Genomic DNA, 15,588 nt, shown 5'->3' on the forward strand with positions numbered 1-15,588 from the left:
TCGCACCGGGTGTTTTGCCAGGCTGCGGCGGTTCTTCGTGGGTCCCCGTGCAGTCTGTTGAACGCTTTATGCCCGTTCGATCGCCAATGCCACGCCCTGACCACCACCGATGCACAGGGTGGCGAGGCCTTTTTTGGCGTCCTGCTTGATCATTTCATGCAACAACGTCACCAGCACCCGGCAACCTGACGCACCGATCGGATGGCCCAGGGCAATGGCGCCGCCGTTGACGTTGACCTTGTTCAGGTCCCATTCCAGGTCTTTGGCCACAGCCAGAGATTGCGCGGCAAAGGCTTCGTTGGCTTCGACCAGGTCCAGTTGATCGATGGACCAGCCGGCCTTATCCAGGCAACGGCGAGTGGCCGACACCGGGCCGATGCCCATGATCGCCGGGTCGACGCCCGCGTTGGCATAAGCGGCGATCTTCGCCAGCACTGGCAGCCCCAGCGCTTTGGCTTTCTCCGCACTCATCAAGATCACCGCCGCAGCACCGTCGTTCAGCGAAGAAGCGTTGCCGGCAGTCACCGAACCGTCCTTCTTGAACGCCGCTTTCAGTTTGCCCAGGGAGTCGGCGGTGGTGCCGGCTCGAGGCTGTTCATCGGTGGCGAAGGACAGCGGGTCGCCCTTGCGCTGTGGGATCAGGATCGGCGTGATCTCATCGGCAAACCGCCCGGCTTCGATGGCGGCCACGGCTTTTTGCTGGGAGGCGGCAGCGAAGGCGTCCTGCTGTTCACGGGTCAGGCTGTATTTCTCAGCCAGATTCTCGGCGGTGATGCCCATGTGGTAATCGTTGAACGCATCCCACAAACCGTCGCTGATCATCGTGTCGACGATCTGCGCGTGACCCATGCGCAAACCGGTACGGGCGCCCGGCATGACGTAATTGGCCAGGCTCATGTTTTCCTGGCCGCCGGCGATGATCACTTCGGCATCGCCGCAGCGAATCGCCTGCGCCGCCAGATGCAGTGCTTTCAGGCCCGAGCCGCAGACTTTGTTCAGGGTCATGGCCGGCACGACGAAGGGCAGGCCGGCCTTGATCGCCGCCTGACGCGCCGGGTTCTGGCCGGCACCGGCGGTCAATACCTGGCCCATGATCACTTCATCGACCTGCGCCGGGTCCAGCCCGGTTTGCGCCAGCAACTGGCGGATCACCGCAGCGCCGAGATCAACGGCAGACACATTCGCCAGCGAACCCTGGAAGCTGCCGATGGCAGTGCGAGTGGCGGCAACAATCACGACTTCTTGCATGGAAAAATTCCTCACTGGGCAGCGAACTGCATTTCCGGGACGTGGTCAGGCACGATCAGTTTACCAGCGGTCTTGGCGACGATTTCCTCGACGCTGACGCCCGGCGCGCGTTCTTTGAGAATGAACGCACCGTTCTTGATTTCCAGGTAAGCCAGGTCGGTCAGTACGCGTTTGATGCAACCGGCGCCGGTCAGCGGCAGGCTGCAACGCGACAGCAGCTTCGACTCGCCGTCCTTGGAGGCGTGGGTCATGGTGACAATGATGTTGTCCGCACCGGCCACCAGATCCATCGCGCCGCCCATGCCCTTGACCAGTTTGCCGGGGATCATCCACGAGGCGATGTTGCCTTCGACGTCCACTTCAAACGCGCCCAGCACGGTCAGGTCGATGTGGCCGCCGCGGATCATCGCGAACGATTCGGCGGACGAGAAAATCGATGCGCCGATGCGCGCGGTCACGGTTTGTTTGCCGGCGTTGATCATGTCGGCGTCGACTTCGGCGTCGGTCGGAAAGGCGCCCATGCCGAGCAGGCCGTTTTCCGATTGCAGCATGACTTCCATGCCTTCAGGGATGTAGTTGGCGACCAGGGTCGGGATGCCGATGCCGAGGTTCACGTAGTAGCCGTCCTGCATTTCGCGGGCGACGCGCTGAGCCATTTGTTCGCGGGAAAGTGCCATTGTTGTTATTCCTTCATTCGGTCCGGGGCAGGGGATCACTTACGCACGGTGCGCTGTTCGATGCGCTTCTCGAACGTGCCGCAAATGACTCGATCGACGTAGATGCCAGGGGTATGGATCTGCGACGGGTCCAGCTCGCCGGGTTCGACGATTTCTTCGACTTCGACCACGGTGATCTTGCCGGCGGTGGCGGCGAGCGGGTTGAAGTTCTGGGCGGTGTGGCGATAGACCACGTTTCCGAAATGGTCGGCTTTCCAGCCTTTGACGATGGCGAAGTCACCGGTGATGGATTCTTCCATCAGGTACTGGCGGCCCTTGAATTCGCGGACTTCCTTGCCGTCGGCCACCGGAGTGCCGACGCCAGTGGCGGTGAAGAACGCAGGGATGCCGGCACCCCCTGCGCGCATTTTCTCGGCGAGGGTGCCTTGAGGGGTCAGGACCACTTCGATTTCGCCGCTCAGCAGTTGCTTTTCGAACAGCGCGTTTTCGCCGACGTAGGAGGCCACCACCTTGCGGATCTGCCGGTCCACCAGCAGCACACCGAGGCCGAAACCGTCGACGCCGCAGTTGTTGGAGACCACGGTGAGATCACGCGTGCCGCGGTGCTGAATCTCGGCGATGAGGTTTTCCGGAATCCCGCACAGGCCGAAGCCGCCGGAGATCACGGTCATGCCGTCTTCAAGACCTGCCATCGCTTCCTCGTAGGAATACACGCGCTTGTCGAACCCTGCCATATGCACCTCTTTTATTCTTTGTGGGCGGCTGGCTAGCCGGATGGGCAGGGAGTGTCTCGCTGGATGATTTATTTGTTAAGTTGATTTTTAAGGTGGATTGATAGATAAAACTCACTAATGCGTAGGGGCTGCCGAAGGCTGCGATCTTTTGATCTTCAGCATCTTCAAGGGCGCTGAAGATCAAGATCAAAAGATCGCAGCCTTCGGCAGCTCCTACATTGGATGTGCTTACCGTTGGAGAACGTGGTCATGACCGTCAAACAGATCCGAGCCTTCCTGGCCGTGGCCCAGAGTTTGAGTTTTGCCGTGGCGTGCGAGCGGCTGCACCTGTCCCAGTCGGCGTTGAGCCTGACCATCAAGGCGCTGGAGGAAGGTTTGGGCGGGCGCCTGTTCACGCGCAATACCCGCAACGTCGCGCTGACCGCCGAAGGCGAATCGCTGCTGCCACTGGCTCGTCGGTTGATCGCGGACTGGGACAACGCCGAGGATGAACTGCGGCAACGCTTCACCCTCCAGCGCGGTCGCGTGACGCTGGCGGCGATGCCGTCGTTTGCTGGCAACCTGCTGCCACCGATCCTCAAGACCTTTCGCGCGCGCTACCCCAAGGTCAACGTCACGGTGAACGACGTGATCAACGAGCAGGTGCTGGAAATGGTCCGCGACCGTCAGGTGGAATTGGGTGTGGCGTTTGAACCGACCCAGAGCTCGTCGCTGGAATTTACCCCGTTGTACATCGACCGGTTTGTGGCGGTGGTGCCCCTCGATTCACCGCTGGCGGAACTGGCCGACATCGATTGGCAGACGTTGCTCAAGGAGCCGTTCATTACCTTGCAGCGACCATCGACGGTGCGGGTGATGCTCGAAGAGCACTTGCAGGCGCGGGGCATGAAGTTGCCGGTGGAATTTGAAAGCCATCAATTGGCAACGGTCGGGCGGATGGTCGCCAGCGGATTGGGCGTCAGTGCGGTGCCGGCCTTGTGCGCCGGGCAGATGCGCGAGTTGGGCGCGCGCTGCATGACCTTGCGCGACCCGGTGGTGGAACGGGCGATCGGGGTGCTGACGACGGGGCATGAACTGTCGGCGGCGGCGCAGGCGCTGTTCGATATTCTCAAGGCCGAAAACCTTGGCGAGCGCCTCTCCATGCACTGAACACGGTCACCTGTGGGAGCGGGCTTGCTCGCGAAGGGGCCAGTACAGTCAACATCGATGTCGCCTGGCACTACGCCTTCGCGAGCAAGCCCGCTCCCACAGGGTCCGGTTTTGTCAGTTGCATCCGGGCAAACCAGCCTGTCCTTATTTACGCGCCTCCAGTATCAGGTTGAACGGCGTTTCCGTGGCTCGCCGGAACTGGGTGAACCCCGCTTCGGTGAAGACCTTGCGCAACCGTGCCTCACCCGCTTGGGCGCCGAGCCCGAGGCCGACCTCCTGGGACAGGGAATTGGGCGTGCAGACAAAGGTTGAAGCGGCGTAGAACAGTCGTCCCACCGGAGTGGTATTGGCGTCGAGCGTGTCGTTGGCGAAGGGCTCTACCAGTAGCACCGAGCCGTCGGGTTTGAGCGATTCATAGGCGTGCTTTGCGGCGCCGACCGGGTCACCCATATCGTGCAGGCAGTCGAAGTAGCAGACCAGGTCATAGTCGTCGCCCGGATAGCTTTTCGCGGTGCCCTGGAAGAACCGCGCCCGGCCGGACACGCCACCTTCTTCGGCGCGCTGGGTGGCGACGGTGACCGATGGCGCATGGTAATCGAAACCGACGAACCGTGAGTTCGGAAACGCCTGGGCCATGATCACGGTCGAGGCGCCGTGGCCGCAGCCGATGTCTGCCACCTTGGCGCCGGTTTCCAGTTTGGCGACCACTCCATCAAGGGCCGGTAGCCATTCGTTGACCAGATGCGCCTTGTACCCTGGGCGGAAGAACCGTTCGGTGCCGCTGAACATGCACGGATGGTGATCGCCCCAAGGCAGGGCGCCGTTGCCGCGCATGGCATTGACCAGTTTGTCCTTGTCATGGAAAAACGATGCAACTACGCCGACACCGCCGGCCACATAGACCGGTGAATCTTCAATCGCCAGCGCCAGGGCTTGCTCTTCGGGCAGGCGGAACTGGCCGTCGTGGTGTTCCATGTAACCCGACGCGGCGTGAGCGCTCAGCCACTCACGCAGCAGGCGGGTGTTGCAGCCGGTCTTTTCGGCGAGTGCTTCGGGGGTGACTGGTTGACTGTCGGCCATGGCCCGATACAGGCCGAGCTCTTCGCCGAGGATGACGTTGGCCAGCATCGCCGCGCCACCCATGTCGTTCACCAGTTTGCCCATGAAATCATTGAGTCTGGCCTCGTCCATCATGTGTGCTCCTTCAGCAGGATCAGGGTCCAGAGGCATTGTTTGTCGAGGCATGCACCTTTGGGCGGTGATCGTGGGAATGAACAGGACGATAACGGCGTCCTGTCCCCCTGCGGGGGTAATCAATAAGTCTAGTTCGTGTATCCCACTGTATCTGACTGCCTGTCCGATACAGTGGCCTGAGAAGAGCGGTGTTGGTGAACACACACCCGACACATCGCGGCGCTTGACTGGGCCTGCCGGCCGGCACTGAGTTGTCAGACGCTGGAGACCGGATCCCAGGATGAGATCGACACCATGCAGATTCCCCTCACATCAGCGAAGACGAGCGTCGGGTTAGGCTTGCGCCGCGGTTTGATGAAAGATCTTCAAGCCGCCCCGGTGGGCGTTTTCGACTTTCTGGAAGTCGCGCCGGAAAACTGGATCGGCATCGGCGGCGCTCATGGCGCGACATTTCGCGCCTTGGCCGAGCGCTATCCGCTGTCCTGTCACGGCTTGTCCTTGTCGTTGGGCGGACCGGCGCCGCTGGACGTCGGGTTTCTGCAAGAGGTGCGGGTTTTCCTCGATCACTACAAGGTGCCGCTGTACAGCGAACACCTGAGCTACTGCAGCGATGACGGGCATCTTTACGATCTGCTGCCGTTGCCATTTACCGAAGAAACGGTGCGCCACGTCGCCGCCCGAATCCGCCAGTCACAGGACATCCTCGGTCGGCGCCTGGCGGTGGAAAACGTCTCCTACTACGCCGCGCCACAACAGGACATGGACGAACTGACCTTCACCAATGCAGTGTTGCGTGAAGCCGATTGCGACCTGTTGCTGGACGTCAACAATGTCTACGTTAACTCGATAAACCACGGTTTCAATCCGCAGGCTTTTCTGGCCGGCATCGATGCGGGGAGGGTGGTCGCGATGCATGTGGCGGGGCATTTTGATGAGTCCGACACGCTGAAAATCGACACCCATGGCGCCTCGGTCAAACCGGTGGTCTGGTCGTTGCTGGCCAAGGCGTATGCGCGGTTCGGTGTGCAACCGACGCTGCTGGAACGGGATTTCAATTTTCCGGTGTTCTCTGAGTTGGTGAACGAATTGCAGACCATTCGCCGCCTGCAAGGTGAGGGGGTGAACCGTGGATAAGCCGAGCTTGTATCAACAGCAAGACACATTGACCCGCTACCTGCGCGACCCCGAACACTGTGCACCGCCCGCCGGGATGGACGTGGCACGGGCGCAGGTTTATCGCGACCTGGTGTTTTCGAATCTGTCGTCGTTGCTCAGCGGGACTTTTCCGGTGCTGGTGAAGATGCTCGGCGATGAACATTGGCGTGCATTGGTGCGGATCTTCCTGAGGGACTACCGCGCTCACACGCCAAAATTCGGCGAGATCGCCCAGGAATTTGTCGAGTTCCTCGCTTCTGAGCCACAGGCGCTTAGCGATGGACCGTGGCCACCATTCATGGTCGAACTGGCGCATTACGAGTGGGTCGAGATGGCGCTGCAACAATCCGACGCCGAGCCGTTGCCGGCCAGCGATGCCGGGTTGCTGCTGGACCGACCGTTGCAGGTTTCACCGCTGGCCTGGCCATTGGCGTATGCCTGGCCGGTGCAGTTGGTGGGGCCGGATTACCGGCCGGCCACGCCGCCCGTTCAGCCGACATTACTGTTGGTTCGTCGGGCCGAGGACTGGGGGGTACGGTTTTCCGAACTGAGCCCGCTGGCGTGGCGGTTGTTGCAGCGAATCGGGGAATTTCCCCGGCTCGGTGGCCGGGCGCAGCTGGAAGGGTTGGCGGTGGAGGCGGGGATGGTCGGATCGCCGGAGTTCATCGACAGTGGCTTGGCGTTATTGCAGCAGATGCACGGGGAAGGGGTTCTGGGAACGATCAAACACCACTGATCCAATGTGGGAGCGGGCTTGCTCGCGAAAGCGGTGTGTCATTCAACATTGATGTCGGCTGACCCGACGCCTTCGCGAGCAAGCCCGCTCCCACAGGGATTCGTGGTGTTTAGTGAGGTGTCGGCAACCTGAGCTCCGCACACAACCCACCACCCTCGCGATTGCTCAATTTCAACGACCCGCCAATCGCGATGGCCAACTGCTGCGCAATCGCCAAGCCCAAACCGGTCCCTCCCGTACTGCGATTACGTGAATTCTCCACGCGGTAGAACGGTTCCATCACCTGCGCCAATTCCTCTTCGGCAATCCCCGGTCCACGGTCCATCACTTTTACCGACAGGCTGCCATCTGCCTGCGTTTGCACCCACAGCTCTGCCGCGCCGGCGAATTTCAGTGCGTTGTCTATCAGGTTCACCAGCACCCGTCGCAAGGCATGGGGCCGAGTGTTGATCACGGCTGCGCTTTTGCCGTCGAGCTGCACGTCTTTGCCCATGTCCTGATAGTCGAACACCAGGCTGTCGAGGAATGAATCCAGATCGGTGCGGCGGCTTTCCTCGGTGGCACCATGAATGCTGCGGGCATAGGCCACGCCTTCGCGCACCAGGTGTTCCATCTCGCCGAGGTCGTTCCACAGTTTATCTTTCTCGCTGGAGTCATCCATGAACTCGGCGCGCAGTTTCATGCGGGTTATCGGGGTTTGCAGGTCGTGGGAAATCGCCGCCAACAACTGCATGCGTTCCTTGAGATAAGCCGCAATGCGCGCCTGCATCGCATTGAAGGCCCGCGCAGCGTAGGCGACTTCGGTCGGGCCTTTTTCATCCAGGTGTACGGCGTGGGTGTTGGGGTCGAGGGTTTCCACCGCTTGGGCGAGGCGGGTGAGCGGGCGGATGGCGATTCTCACGGCCAGCCAGGTGCAGGCAATCATCAGCGCCAGTTGCCCCAGCAACACCGCTGGCAACCACCGCGACAACGGCACCATCGAAGGTCGCACGTCGACAGTGACAGGGCTGCCGTCCTTGAGTTTCAGGTGGGCCTGGAAGTGTTTTTTCGGGCCGGGAATCTCGGTAAAGGTCAGTGGGTAATCATGGCCGATGGCGTCCTGAATCGAGGCCGCTGCAATCGGCACTTCGCGGGTTGCCATCGGCGTGCCCGGCGAGCCTTCATTCAATAGATAGCTGTAGTTGGCGCGCTCCAGACGCTGTAGCCAGTTCGGGCGCTCATCGGCGGGCAAGCGGTTGAGGATGGCGATGGAGGTCGAGACATCGGTTTCCAGATTGCCCAGCATCGTATTTTTTGCACTTTCATAACGCTCATAGTACTGAGCACCAAAGGACAACGCCTGAGCGAGGATCAGGCCGAACAGGAAAATCAGCGACAGTCGCGAAGCCAGTGTGCGGGGCCAGTGCAGCGCAAGGTTCATGACGGCGCACCGAGGATTTCCACCGCCAGGGAGAACACATAACCTTCACTGCGCACGGTCTTGATGTAGGCCGGTTCCCGGGCGTCGTCCAGCAGACGCTGACGCAAGCGGCTCACCAGCAAATCGATCGAGCGGTCGAACAGATCGGCATCGCGGCCCTGGGTCAGGTTAAGCAACTGGTCGCGATTGAGCACCCGCTGAGGATGATCGAGGAACACCCGCAGCAATCGATACTCCGCGCCACTGAGGGCGACCATGGTGCCGTCCTGATCCAGCAGATGCCGGGCCGAGGTGTCCAGGCGCCAGCGACCGAACGCCAGCAGACGACCGCTTTCGGTGATGATCAGGTTCGGCGGCAGCATCCGCGTGCGCCGCAGCACGGCGTTGATGCGGGCGAGCAATTCACGGGCGGCGAACGGTTTGACCAGGTAATCGTCGGCGCCCATTTCCAGGCCGATGATGCGGTCGGTTTCATCGTTGCGAGCGGTGAGCATCAGCACTGGCGTGGCCTTGTGTTTGCCGGCGCGGAGTTCGCGGCAGAGAACCAGGCCATCGTCCCCTGGCATCATGATGTCGAGCACGATCAAATCCACCGGCGTGGACTCCAGAAACGAGCGCATCTGCCGTCCATCCGCCACCACGGTGGTGCGCAGGCCGTTCTTTTTCAGGTAGTTGCCTACCAGTTCCCGGATCTCGCGGTCATCGTCCACGATGAGAATGTGATCGACGTGTTCCATGGTGACCAAGCCTCTTGAATGGGAGTTGTCGCGCAGTCTATCGAGCCTCGGCCCGCTCGCCTGCCGTCGATTGTATTGCAGTGTATCTGGCGTACCAGCAGATACACAGGGACGCAAAAAACAGCCGGTTTCAGGATGATGTTGTTCACAGTCACGCCAACCTTTGTGGCGAGCGAGCTTGCTCGCGTCGGGCTGCGCAGCGGCCCCAAAAAATCTGACAACCCTTGCCGATTTTTGTGAGTGCTACGCACTCAAGCGGGAGCAAGCTCCCTCGCCACAGGTTTCTCACTGACCTCAACACTCTCTTAAGTAAACGGCATTGCGATTTCAGGGGTTTTGTATCGCTGTGTATCGCAAGCAGGCGCGGATACACAGCGATTTACCCGCGCCGGTTCCCGACACAGACGAGATACCTCACGGGTTTCAAATAGGTTCCATCGAGGCACACCCAACCGCCTCGGCCCAATCAACGATGGACCTATTGAAGCCCAGAGGAACCCACCATGAACGCCAAAGCCGTGTCCGCCGCCTGCCTGTTTGCCGCCTTGAACATCTGTACTTTGTCGGCCCGCGCCGAAGCCGACGTCACCCCTCAAACCTACACCTACGGCATGCACCTGGACATCCAGAAAGTGCTGTCGATGAAACAGGACGCCGCCCCTGCTTGCGGGATTGTGAATGCCCGGATGACCTACCTGGATTCCCAAGGCCAAACCCGGGTCCTGGATTACAGCAAATTCGCTGACGGCTGCAACGAAGGCAACTGAGTCTTTCGATTACCCATCCCCTTTGAAACAGGAAGAACATCATGAGCAACATCACCCGCTTTTTCACCGCCATCGTTTTCTCCGTAGCAGGCGCCGCCGCCCATGCCAACGCTGCTGTTGAACAGAACAGCTGTGGCAGCAATATCTGCTTCCAACTGACTCCACTGCTGACTGAGGATGGTTCCAGCCGCACACCGCAAGGGCAACTGGTGGTAGAGAACGGCTACAGCCGGACGCCACAGGGCCAGCAGCTGGAATCCTGAAGTCTGCACAGTTCTGTCAATTTCCACCGTTCCGGTGTGGGAGCGGGCTTGCTCGCGAAGAGGCCAGTACATTCAACATTGATGTCGACTGACACTACGTCTTCGCGGGCAAGCCCGCTCCCGCATTGGAATTGCGGTGTATCGCCCTTCACATTCTCAAGGTGATCCCCATGTTCCTCATCGCATTCCTGGGCGGTGTCTTGACCGTCCTCAGCCCCTGCATTCTGCCGGTCGTGCCGTTTCTGTTTGCCGGGGCGAAACGCACCCGTTCTTCAATCCTGCTCACCCTCGGCGGCATGGCCCTGACCTTCGCCCTGATCTCCAGCCTGGCGGTGGTCAGCAGCGATTGGGTGGTGCAAGCGAGCAACACCGGCCGTCATGTGGCGCTGATCGTGATGGTGCTGTTTGCCCTGTCGCTGATCTCTGCCCGCATGGGTGGCTGGCTGGCGCGCCCGTTCGTGCTGCTGGGCAATCGCCTTGATCCCGACACTCGCAAAATGTCTGGCCCGTCAGGCTCAGTAATGATCGGCGTCGCTACCGGGCTGCTCTGGGCGCCGTGTGCCGGGCCGATTCTCGGAGTGATCCTCACCGGCGCCATGCTGCAAGGCGCCAACGCTCACACCAGTCTGCTGCTGGTGGCGTACGGCCTGGGCAGCGCGTTGTCCCTGGGCACTTTGATCTTCGCCGGTCGCGGCCTGGTCAATCGCTTGAAACCGTCGATTCCGCTTACCGGTTGGCTGCGGCGCGGTACGGGGGCTGCGGTGTTGGTTGCAGCCGCGGTCATCTCTACTGGCGCTGACAACAAGTTGCTCGCCAGCACCTCGTCCGAAGGCATCACCACGGTTGAACAGCGCCTGCTGGAAAACGTACCGAAAGTCATCGATTACTTCGTCAGCAAGGTCAAGGCCGACCCGACCCTGGACGCGGCCAAGGGCGCGATGCCGTCACTCTCTGGCGCGGTCCAATGGCTTAACTCACCAGCGCTGAGCAACGACTCCCTGCGCGGCAAAGTGGTGCTGGTGGACTTCTGGACCTATGACTGCATCAACTGCCAGCGTACCTTGCCCTACGTGAAGGACTGGGCGAAAAAATATGAGAAAGATGGCTTGGTGGTGATCGGCGTGCATACCCCGGAATACGGTTATGAACGCATCATCGACAACGTCCGCGATCAAGTGAAAAAGCTCGGTATCACCTACCCGGTGGCGATCGACAACAACTACGCGATCTGGCGCGCCTTCAATAACCAGTACTGGCCCGCTCACTACCTGATCGATGCCAAGGGGCAGGTGCGTTACACCCATTTTGGCGAGGGACGGTACGAGACTCAGGAGCAGATGATCCGGCAATTGCTGGAAGAGGCCAAATCGCCTGCCGCTTAACCCGTTTCGGCAACGCAAGCCAATCTGTCAAGGCGGCGTTACACAAGGCGACCACGCATCGGAGAAAGCCCTGTTTCGTGAGTTCTCCAGACGATCGGCAGGACGCCGGCGTATCCCGGAGCGATAGTTTGTGGACGACGGGATCATTGCCGACCCTGTCATCACCCTCAAGAAAAGGAAGTTGTCATGCCTAAATTCATTATTGAACGCGAGCTTCCAGGCGCCGGCGCACTGCCGCAACAGGAACTCAAGGCGATCTCGCAAAAGTCCTGCGATGTGTTGCGCGAGATGGGACCCGAGGTGCAGTGGCTGGAGAGTTACATCACTGGCGACAAGATCTACTGCGTGTACATCGCGCCGAATGAGGGATTGATCAGGGAACATGCCAAAAAGGGTGAATTTCCCATCAACAGCGTTTCCCGGGTCATGAACGTCATCGATCCCACCACGGCGGAGTGAGCCGGACGCGTTCCAACCCGCAACGGAGCAGATTTCATGAGCACACCCATTGACCTCACTGCCCTGAAAAACCGGCAAATGGCCTCGTGGGCCAGCGGCGACTACGCCGTGATCGGCACCACCTTACAAATCGTCGGCGAACAACTGGCTGAAGCCTGCGACTTGCTCTGTGATGAGCAAGTGCTGGATGTCGCCGCCGGCAACGGCAACGCAACGCTCGCCGCCGCGCGCCGGGGCTGCAAGGTCACATCCACCGATTACGTGGCCAAGTTGCTTGAACGCGGCGAAGACCGCGCACGGGCAGAACATCTGGACGTGACCTTTCAGGTGGCCGATGCCGAGGACTTGCCGTTCGAGGACGCCAGTTTCGATGCTGTGCTTTCGACCTTTGGTGTGATGTTTACGCCGGATCAGCCCAAGGCCGCAGCGGAACTGGCGCGGGTGTGCCGTCGTGGCGGACGGATCGGGCTTGCCAACTGGACGCCTGAAGGCTTCATCGGCCAGGTGTTCAAGACCCTGGGCCGCCACCTGCCGCCACCACCAGGCGCGCAACCCCCTTCGAATTGGGGCACCGAAGCCTGGTTGCACTCACACTTCGATCAGCGCGACTTCCAGCTCCAGGTGACGCGGCGGTTATTCAACTTCCGCTATCGCTCGGCCGCGCACTGGATCGATACCTTCCGTACCTGGTATGGCCCGGTTCACAAGGCCTTTGCGACCCTGCCACCCGAAGGGGGTACCGCCCTGGAAAACGACCTGACCGAACTGCTCAATCGCCTGAACCGGGCGGGGAAGCGGTCGCTGGTGGTGCCCGGTGAATACCTGGAGGTGGTGATTACACGGCGTTGAGTCTCTGACACGGTCCATGTAGGAGCTGCCGAAGGCTGCGATCTTTTGATCTTCAAGACCAAAATCAAAAGATCGCTGCCTTCGGCAGCTCCTACAGGGGACCGCGTGCGGCGCAATTACTCATCCAGCCGCTCGGTGTACACCACCCACACACTGCACGGCATTTTGTACAGCAGATGCTCCACGGTGCTGCCGATCAACCGGCCGATGCCACGATGGCCGACCCGGCCCATGACAATCACATCGACGTCATAGGTCTCGGCGTAGCGAGTCAGCACCTTGGTCGGGCTGCCCATGAGCATGTGCCGTTGCTCCGGGGCGATGCCATTGCGCGCGGCCAATTCGTTGAAGGCATCCTCCTGAAAATCGAACAGCGTCTTGGCCTTGTCCGAAGCGAAAAACGCCGAACCGTTTTCGAAGCTGAACTCGTCCGAGCTGATCGACGAAAGGTCATAGGCGTAGACCACGTCGAGCTCGGCATTGCAGGCACTCGCCAGTTTTGACGCCTCGTGCAGAATCCGGTCATTGAAGCTTTTGTAGTGATCATCACGATGGAAGGGGTCCACCGCTGCAACGATCTTGCGCGGCAACGCATGCTTGGCATGGCTGACGAAGTGCAGCGGCACCGGGCATTCGCGCAGCAAATGCACGTCGAGTGGGGTAAACACCAGCCGCGACAGCCGCGATTGATGTTCCAGCGCCTTGATCAGCACGTCCATCGGCTGCTCCTTGAGGTGCGTCAGGATTTCCTCCAGCGGATTCTCGACCCACGTCACCTCCGTGGTGACGTGCACACCGATCTTGCGCAAGGGACGAGCCTGTTCCTCAAGCCACTGACGGTGACGCTCGACATAACCCAGACGCATCTGCTCCAGAGCCTTTTCGTTGACCAGGCTGGCGGTCGCCAGGCCCTCCAGATAGTCGAAGGCCACGATATGCAGGGCCGCATCCTCGGCTTTGGCCAGCGCTGCGGCCCGGTCGAAGGCGGGGCTATGTTCCATCAAGGGCGAGGCGACCAGCATGAAACGAGCTTGACCAGACATGACAAACCTCCCATGGATAAACGAGCAGACGACGGTCCCCCTGGGCTGACATGGGAGAGCGCCAATGCGCCCGACGTATGGTCATTCGATAGCCATTCAATCTTCTCAGTATTGACCATGATCAAAATCTCGTCCGCAAGCGCGTCAGCGGAACAGAGATCCGCGGTGTGCAGGCGATGGGGGGCACGCCGAAGTTCTAATGTGGGAGCGGGCTTGCTCGCGAAGATGGCCCTTCAGTCGATAGAGATGTCGCCTGACATTCCGCCTTCGCGAGCAAGCCCGCTCCCACAGGGATTTGTGGTGTTTTCTTTATCTAGACAACCTTCGCGCCCCGTGCCTCCAGCAACTCCCGTAACACGGAACGGTGGCAGTGGGCTTCGTCTTCGCAATAACACCCGACCGCCAGCGACGTTTGATGGGAGAGGGCGGCCAGCAGGTCGAGCAGTTGACTGGGCGCGGAATGGTTCATCTCGGCCTTGAATTTGCGCTTGAAGGCGCCCCAGGCCTTGGCATCTTCGGCCGCTTTGGCTTCGGCCACCAACTCGGGGCTGGGGGACAGCAGCGGTTGCCACACGTCGTAAAAATCCCGGCTGGCAAATTCGGCCTTTGGCACGCCACGGGGCGGGCGGCGTACCGTGCCCAGGCGCAGGCCTTCATTCGCGGTGCGGGGTGAGCCGAGTTGCACGATGTGGATGGGCATGATCGCTGTGCCTATTTGAGCCGCGAGCTGTCGAACCACTCCAGCGCCGTACGCCAGAAGCAGATCCCCAGGAAGTACGCCGACATCAACAGCCACAAGCCCATCACCAGCGGATTGATGACCGGGTGATTGACCACCAGCGACAAGCTGCACAGCAGCCAGATGGCCGTCACGGCAATGTTGATCGGCATGAACCGGCGCACACGGAACGGGTGCAGGAACTTCATTCGGGTCACGGTCAATAGCGCCAGGCCGATGACGGTGAGCAGGGTGATCCATGGCGATGGATCGATGATGTACAGGCATAGCGCAACCACGTTCCACGCGGCGGGGAAGCCCTGGAAGTAGTTGTCTTTGCTCTTCATGTTGACGTTGCAGAAACAAAACAGTGACGACACCAGAATCAGCGACACGGTCAGCAGCAGGGTGTAGTCCGGCAACGGGATATAGCGGTAGATGAACAGCGCCGGGATAAACACATAGGTCAGGTAGTCGATCACCAGATCGAGGATCGAACCGTCGAAACTTGGCAGCACCGACTGCACATTGACCTTGCGTGCCAGTGCGCCGTCCAGACCGTCGACAATCAGCGCCACGCCCAGCCACAGCAGGCAATGGGTCGGCTGGTTCTCCAACAAGGCGAGGGTCGCGAGGAACGCCGTGACCACGCCAGTGGCGGTAAAACCATGGGCGCCCCATGCTTTGAGCCTGGCAATGTGTACGGTGGATATCACGGGGGCGTTCTCCATAAAGTGAAGCAAGCCAATGATCACCCTCGTGTGGAGGGCGTCGGCAAACCGGGTCGGGTTGCAGGTATCGACCGGATTTGCAGGGATAAGGTTCACCACCTATGAATCTTAGCCGCCGGGCAAAAAAATACCCCGGTAATATCCGGGGCAAGAATCAATGCGTTGTGGCAGGGTCAGTCTCTGTCGTGGGAAGGCCTAGGGCGGCGCGGCATCCACCTGTAGGAGCTGGCGAAGCCTGCGATCTTTTGATCTTCAGCGGTTTTGAACATGGCCAGGATCAAAAGATCGCAGCCTGCGGCAGCTCCTACACAAATTGTGCATCCCGG

At 60.4% G+C, this 15,588-nt stretch carries 17 protein-coding genes; 8 read left to right on the top strand and 9 right to left on the bottom strand.

All coding sequences use genetic code 11. From position 1 onward, the window contains the following. Positions 1-66: 66 nt before the first annotated feature. Genes ABH909_RS14985 through ABH909_RS14995 form a run of 3 tightly spaced genes read right to left on the bottom strand, consistent with a single transcriptional unit; the run spans position 67 to position 2,659 of the window. Positions 67-1,248: an acetyl-CoA C-acetyltransferase gene (locus ABH909_RS14985; protein WP_429434382.1), complete on the bottom strand. Its 1,182-nt coding sequence runs from the start codon at positions 1,246-1,248 to the stop codon at positions 67-69. A gap of 11 nt (positions 1,249-1,259) precedes the next feature. Further along, the gene (locus ABH909_RS14990; RefSeq protein WP_063340276.1) at positions 1,260-1,925 is read right to left on the bottom strand and encodes a CoA transferase subunit B; all 666 of its coding nucleotides are present in this window, start codon (positions 1,923-1,925) and stop codon (positions 1,260-1,262) included. 35 nt (positions 1,926-1,960) lie between these two features. Then, positions 1,961-2,659 (bottom strand): CoA transferase subunit A, encoded by a 699-nt coding sequence (locus ABH909_RS14995; protein ID WP_007896014.1) that lies wholly within the window; start codon positions 2,657-2,659, stop codon positions 1,961-1,963. Between the two features lie 249 nt (positions 2,660-2,908). On the opposite strand from ABH909_RS14995, the gene ABH909_RS15000 reads away from it, so the two are divergent. After that, complete coding sequence (locus ABH909_RS15000) at positions 2,909-3,808, top strand: LysR substrate-binding domain-containing protein (protein ID WP_429434385.1); 900 nt, start codon at positions 2,909-2,911, stop codon at positions 3,806-3,808. Between the two features lie 144 nt (positions 3,809-3,952). On the opposite strand, the gene ABH909_RS15005 is transcribed toward ABH909_RS15000, so the two are convergent. Then, a complete protein-coding gene (locus tag ABH909_RS15005; protein WP_429439918.1) occupies positions 3,953-4,999 on the bottom strand; it encodes a class I SAM-dependent methyltransferase in 1,047 nt (348 codons plus the stop codon). A gap of 297 nt (positions 5,000-5,296) precedes the next feature. Here ABH909_RS15005 and ABH909_RS15010 point away from each other — a divergent pair, with 297 nt between their 5' ends. Together ABH909_RS15010 and ABH909_RS15015 are read left to right on the top strand one after the other, a co-directional pair. Continuing rightward, positions 5,297-6,136: an HvfB family MNIO-type RiPP peptide maturase gene (locus ABH909_RS15010; protein ID WP_429434388.1), complete on the top strand. Its 840-nt coding sequence runs from the start codon at positions 5,297-5,299 to the stop codon at positions 6,134-6,136. Next, positions 6,129-6,893, top strand: coding sequence for an HvfC family RiPP maturation protein (locus ABH909_RS15015; RefSeq protein ID WP_429434391.1), 765 nt, complete (start codon positions 6,129-6,131; stop codon positions 6,891-6,893). The genes ABH909_RS15010 and ABH909_RS15015 overlap by 8 nt, the downstream gene beginning before the upstream one ends. A gap of 109 nt (positions 6,894-7,002) precedes the next feature. Here ABH909_RS15015 and ABH909_RS15020 read toward each other — a convergent pair whose 3' ends face one another. Together ABH909_RS15020 and ABH909_RS15025 are read right to left on the bottom strand one after the other, a co-directional pair. Continuing rightward, positions 7,003-8,313, bottom strand: coding sequence for an ATP-binding protein (locus ABH909_RS15020; RefSeq protein ID WP_429434393.1), 1,311 nt, complete (start codon positions 8,311-8,313; stop codon positions 7,003-7,005). Beyond that, positions 8,310-9,050: a response regulator gene (locus tag ABH909_RS15025; protein WP_429434396.1), complete on the bottom strand. Its 741-nt coding sequence runs from the start codon at positions 9,048-9,050 to the stop codon at positions 8,310-8,312. Before ABH909_RS15025 ends, ABH909_RS15020 begins: the two co-directional genes overlap by 4 nt. A gap of 503 nt (positions 9,051-9,553) precedes the next feature. On the opposite strand from ABH909_RS15025, the gene ABH909_RS15030 reads away from it, so the two are divergent. The 5 genes from ABH909_RS15030 (at position 9,554) to ABH909_RS15050 (ending at position 12,770) form a co-directional block, all read left to right on the top strand. Next, a complete protein-coding gene (locus tag ABH909_RS15030; RefSeq protein ID WP_429434398.1) occupies positions 9,554-9,817 on the top strand; it encodes a DUF2790 domain-containing protein in 264 nt (87 codons plus the stop codon). 41 nt (positions 9,818-9,858) lie between these two features. Continuing rightward, a complete protein-coding gene (locus tag ABH909_RS15035) occupies positions 9,859-10,080 on the top strand; it encodes a hypothetical protein (protein ID WP_429434401.1) in 222 nt (73 codons plus the stop codon). 170 nt (positions 10,081-10,250) lie between these two features. Continuing rightward, a complete protein-coding gene (locus ABH909_RS15040; RefSeq protein ID WP_429434403.1) occupies positions 10,251-11,462 on the top strand; it encodes a cytochrome c biogenesis protein DipZ in 1,212 nt (403 codons plus the stop codon). A 186-nt stretch (positions 11,463-11,648) separates the two neighbouring features. Then, positions 11,649-11,921, top strand: a complete 273-nt coding sequence (locus tag ABH909_RS15045; RefSeq protein WP_429434405.1) for a DUF4242 domain-containing protein — start codon at positions 11,649-11,651, stop codon at positions 11,919-11,921. Positions 11,922-11,957: 36 nt separating this feature from the next. Continuing rightward, positions 11,958-12,770 (top strand): class I SAM-dependent methyltransferase, encoded by an 813-nt coding sequence (locus ABH909_RS15050; protein WP_429434408.1) that lies wholly within the window; start codon positions 11,958-11,960, stop codon positions 12,768-12,770. A gap of 116 nt (positions 12,771-12,886) precedes the next feature. On the opposite strand, the gene ABH909_RS15055 is transcribed toward ABH909_RS15050, so the two are convergent. The 3 genes from ABH909_RS15055 to pcsA form a co-directional block, all read right to left on the bottom strand. Then, positions 12,887-13,813, bottom strand: coding sequence for a universal stress protein (locus ABH909_RS15055; RefSeq protein WP_429434411.1), 927 nt, complete (start codon positions 13,811-13,813; stop codon positions 12,887-12,889). 313 nt (positions 13,814-14,126) lie between these two features. Further along, positions 14,127-14,513 (bottom strand): DUF488 domain-containing protein, encoded by a 387-nt coding sequence (locus ABH909_RS15060; RefSeq protein WP_429434414.1) that lies wholly within the window; start codon positions 14,511-14,513, stop codon positions 14,127-14,129. An 11-nt stretch (positions 14,514-14,524) separates the two neighbouring features. Then, the gene (pcsA, locus tag ABH909_RS15065; RefSeq protein ID WP_429434417.1) at positions 14,525-15,247 is read right to left on the bottom strand and encodes a phosphatidylcholine synthase; all 723 of its coding nucleotides are present in this window, start codon (positions 15,245-15,247) and stop codon (positions 14,525-14,527) included. Positions 15,248-15,588 lie beyond the last annotated feature (341 nt).

The sequence above is a fragment of the Pseudomonas sp. BS3782 TE3695 genome (assembly GCF_050435305.1).
GTDB lineage: Bacteria > Pseudomonadota > Gammaproteobacteria > Pseudomonadales > Pseudomonadaceae > Aquipseudomonas.

Coding starts and splice junctions, on each gene's coding strand:
- ABH909_RS14985 (WP_429434382.1), bottom strand. CDS start 1,248: ATGCAAGAAGTCGTGATTGTTGCCGCCACTCGCACTGCCATCGGCAGC.
- ABH909_RS14990 (WP_063340276.1), bottom strand. CDS start 1,925: ATGGCACTTTCCCGCGAACAAATGGCTCAGCGCGTCGCCCGCGAAATG.
- ABH909_RS14995 (WP_007896014.1), bottom strand. CDS start 2,659: ATGGCAGGGTTCGACAAGCGCGTGTATTCCTACGAGGAAGCGATGGCA.
- ABH909_RS15000 (WP_429434385.1), top strand. CDS start 2,909: ATGACCGTCAAACAGATCCGAGCCTTCCTGGCCGTGGCCCAGAGTTTG.
- ABH909_RS15005 (WP_429439918.1), bottom strand. CDS start 4,999: ATGGACGAGGCCAGACTCAATGATTTCATGGGCAAACTGGTGAACGAC.
- ABH909_RS15010 (WP_429434388.1), top strand. CDS start 5,297: ATGCAGATTCCCCTCACATCAGCGAAGACGAGCGTCGGGTTAGGCTTG.
- ABH909_RS15020 (WP_429434393.1), bottom strand. CDS start 8,313: ATGAACCTTGCGCTGCACTGGCCCCGCACACTGGCTTCGCGACTGTCG.
- ABH909_RS15025 (WP_429434396.1), bottom strand. CDS start 9,050: ATGGAACACGTCGATCACATTCTCATCGTGGACGATGACCGCGAGATC.
- ABH909_RS15030 (WP_429434398.1), top strand. CDS start 9,554: ATGAACGCCAAAGCCGTGTCCGCCGCCTGCCTGTTTGCCGCCTTGAAC.
- ABH909_RS15035 (WP_429434401.1), top strand. CDS start 9,859: ATGAGCAACATCACCCGCTTTTTCACCGCCATCGTTTTCTCCGTAGCA.
- ABH909_RS15040 (WP_429434403.1), top strand. CDS start 10,251: ATGTTCCTCATCGCATTCCTGGGCGGTGTCTTGACCGTCCTCAGCCCC.
- ABH909_RS15045 (WP_429434405.1), top strand. CDS start 11,649: ATGCCTAAATTCATTATTGAACGCGAGCTTCCAGGCGCCGGCGCACTG.
- ABH909_RS15050 (WP_429434408.1), top strand. CDS start 11,958: ATGAGCACACCCATTGACCTCACTGCCCTGAAAAACCGGCAAATGGCC.
- ABH909_RS15055 (WP_429434411.1), bottom strand. CDS start 13,813: ATGTCTGGTCAAGCTCGTTTCATGCTGGTCGCCTCGCCCTTGATGGAA.
- ABH909_RS15060 (WP_429434414.1), bottom strand. CDS start 14,513: ATGCCCATCCACATCGTGCAACTCGGCTCACCCCGCACCGCGAATGAA.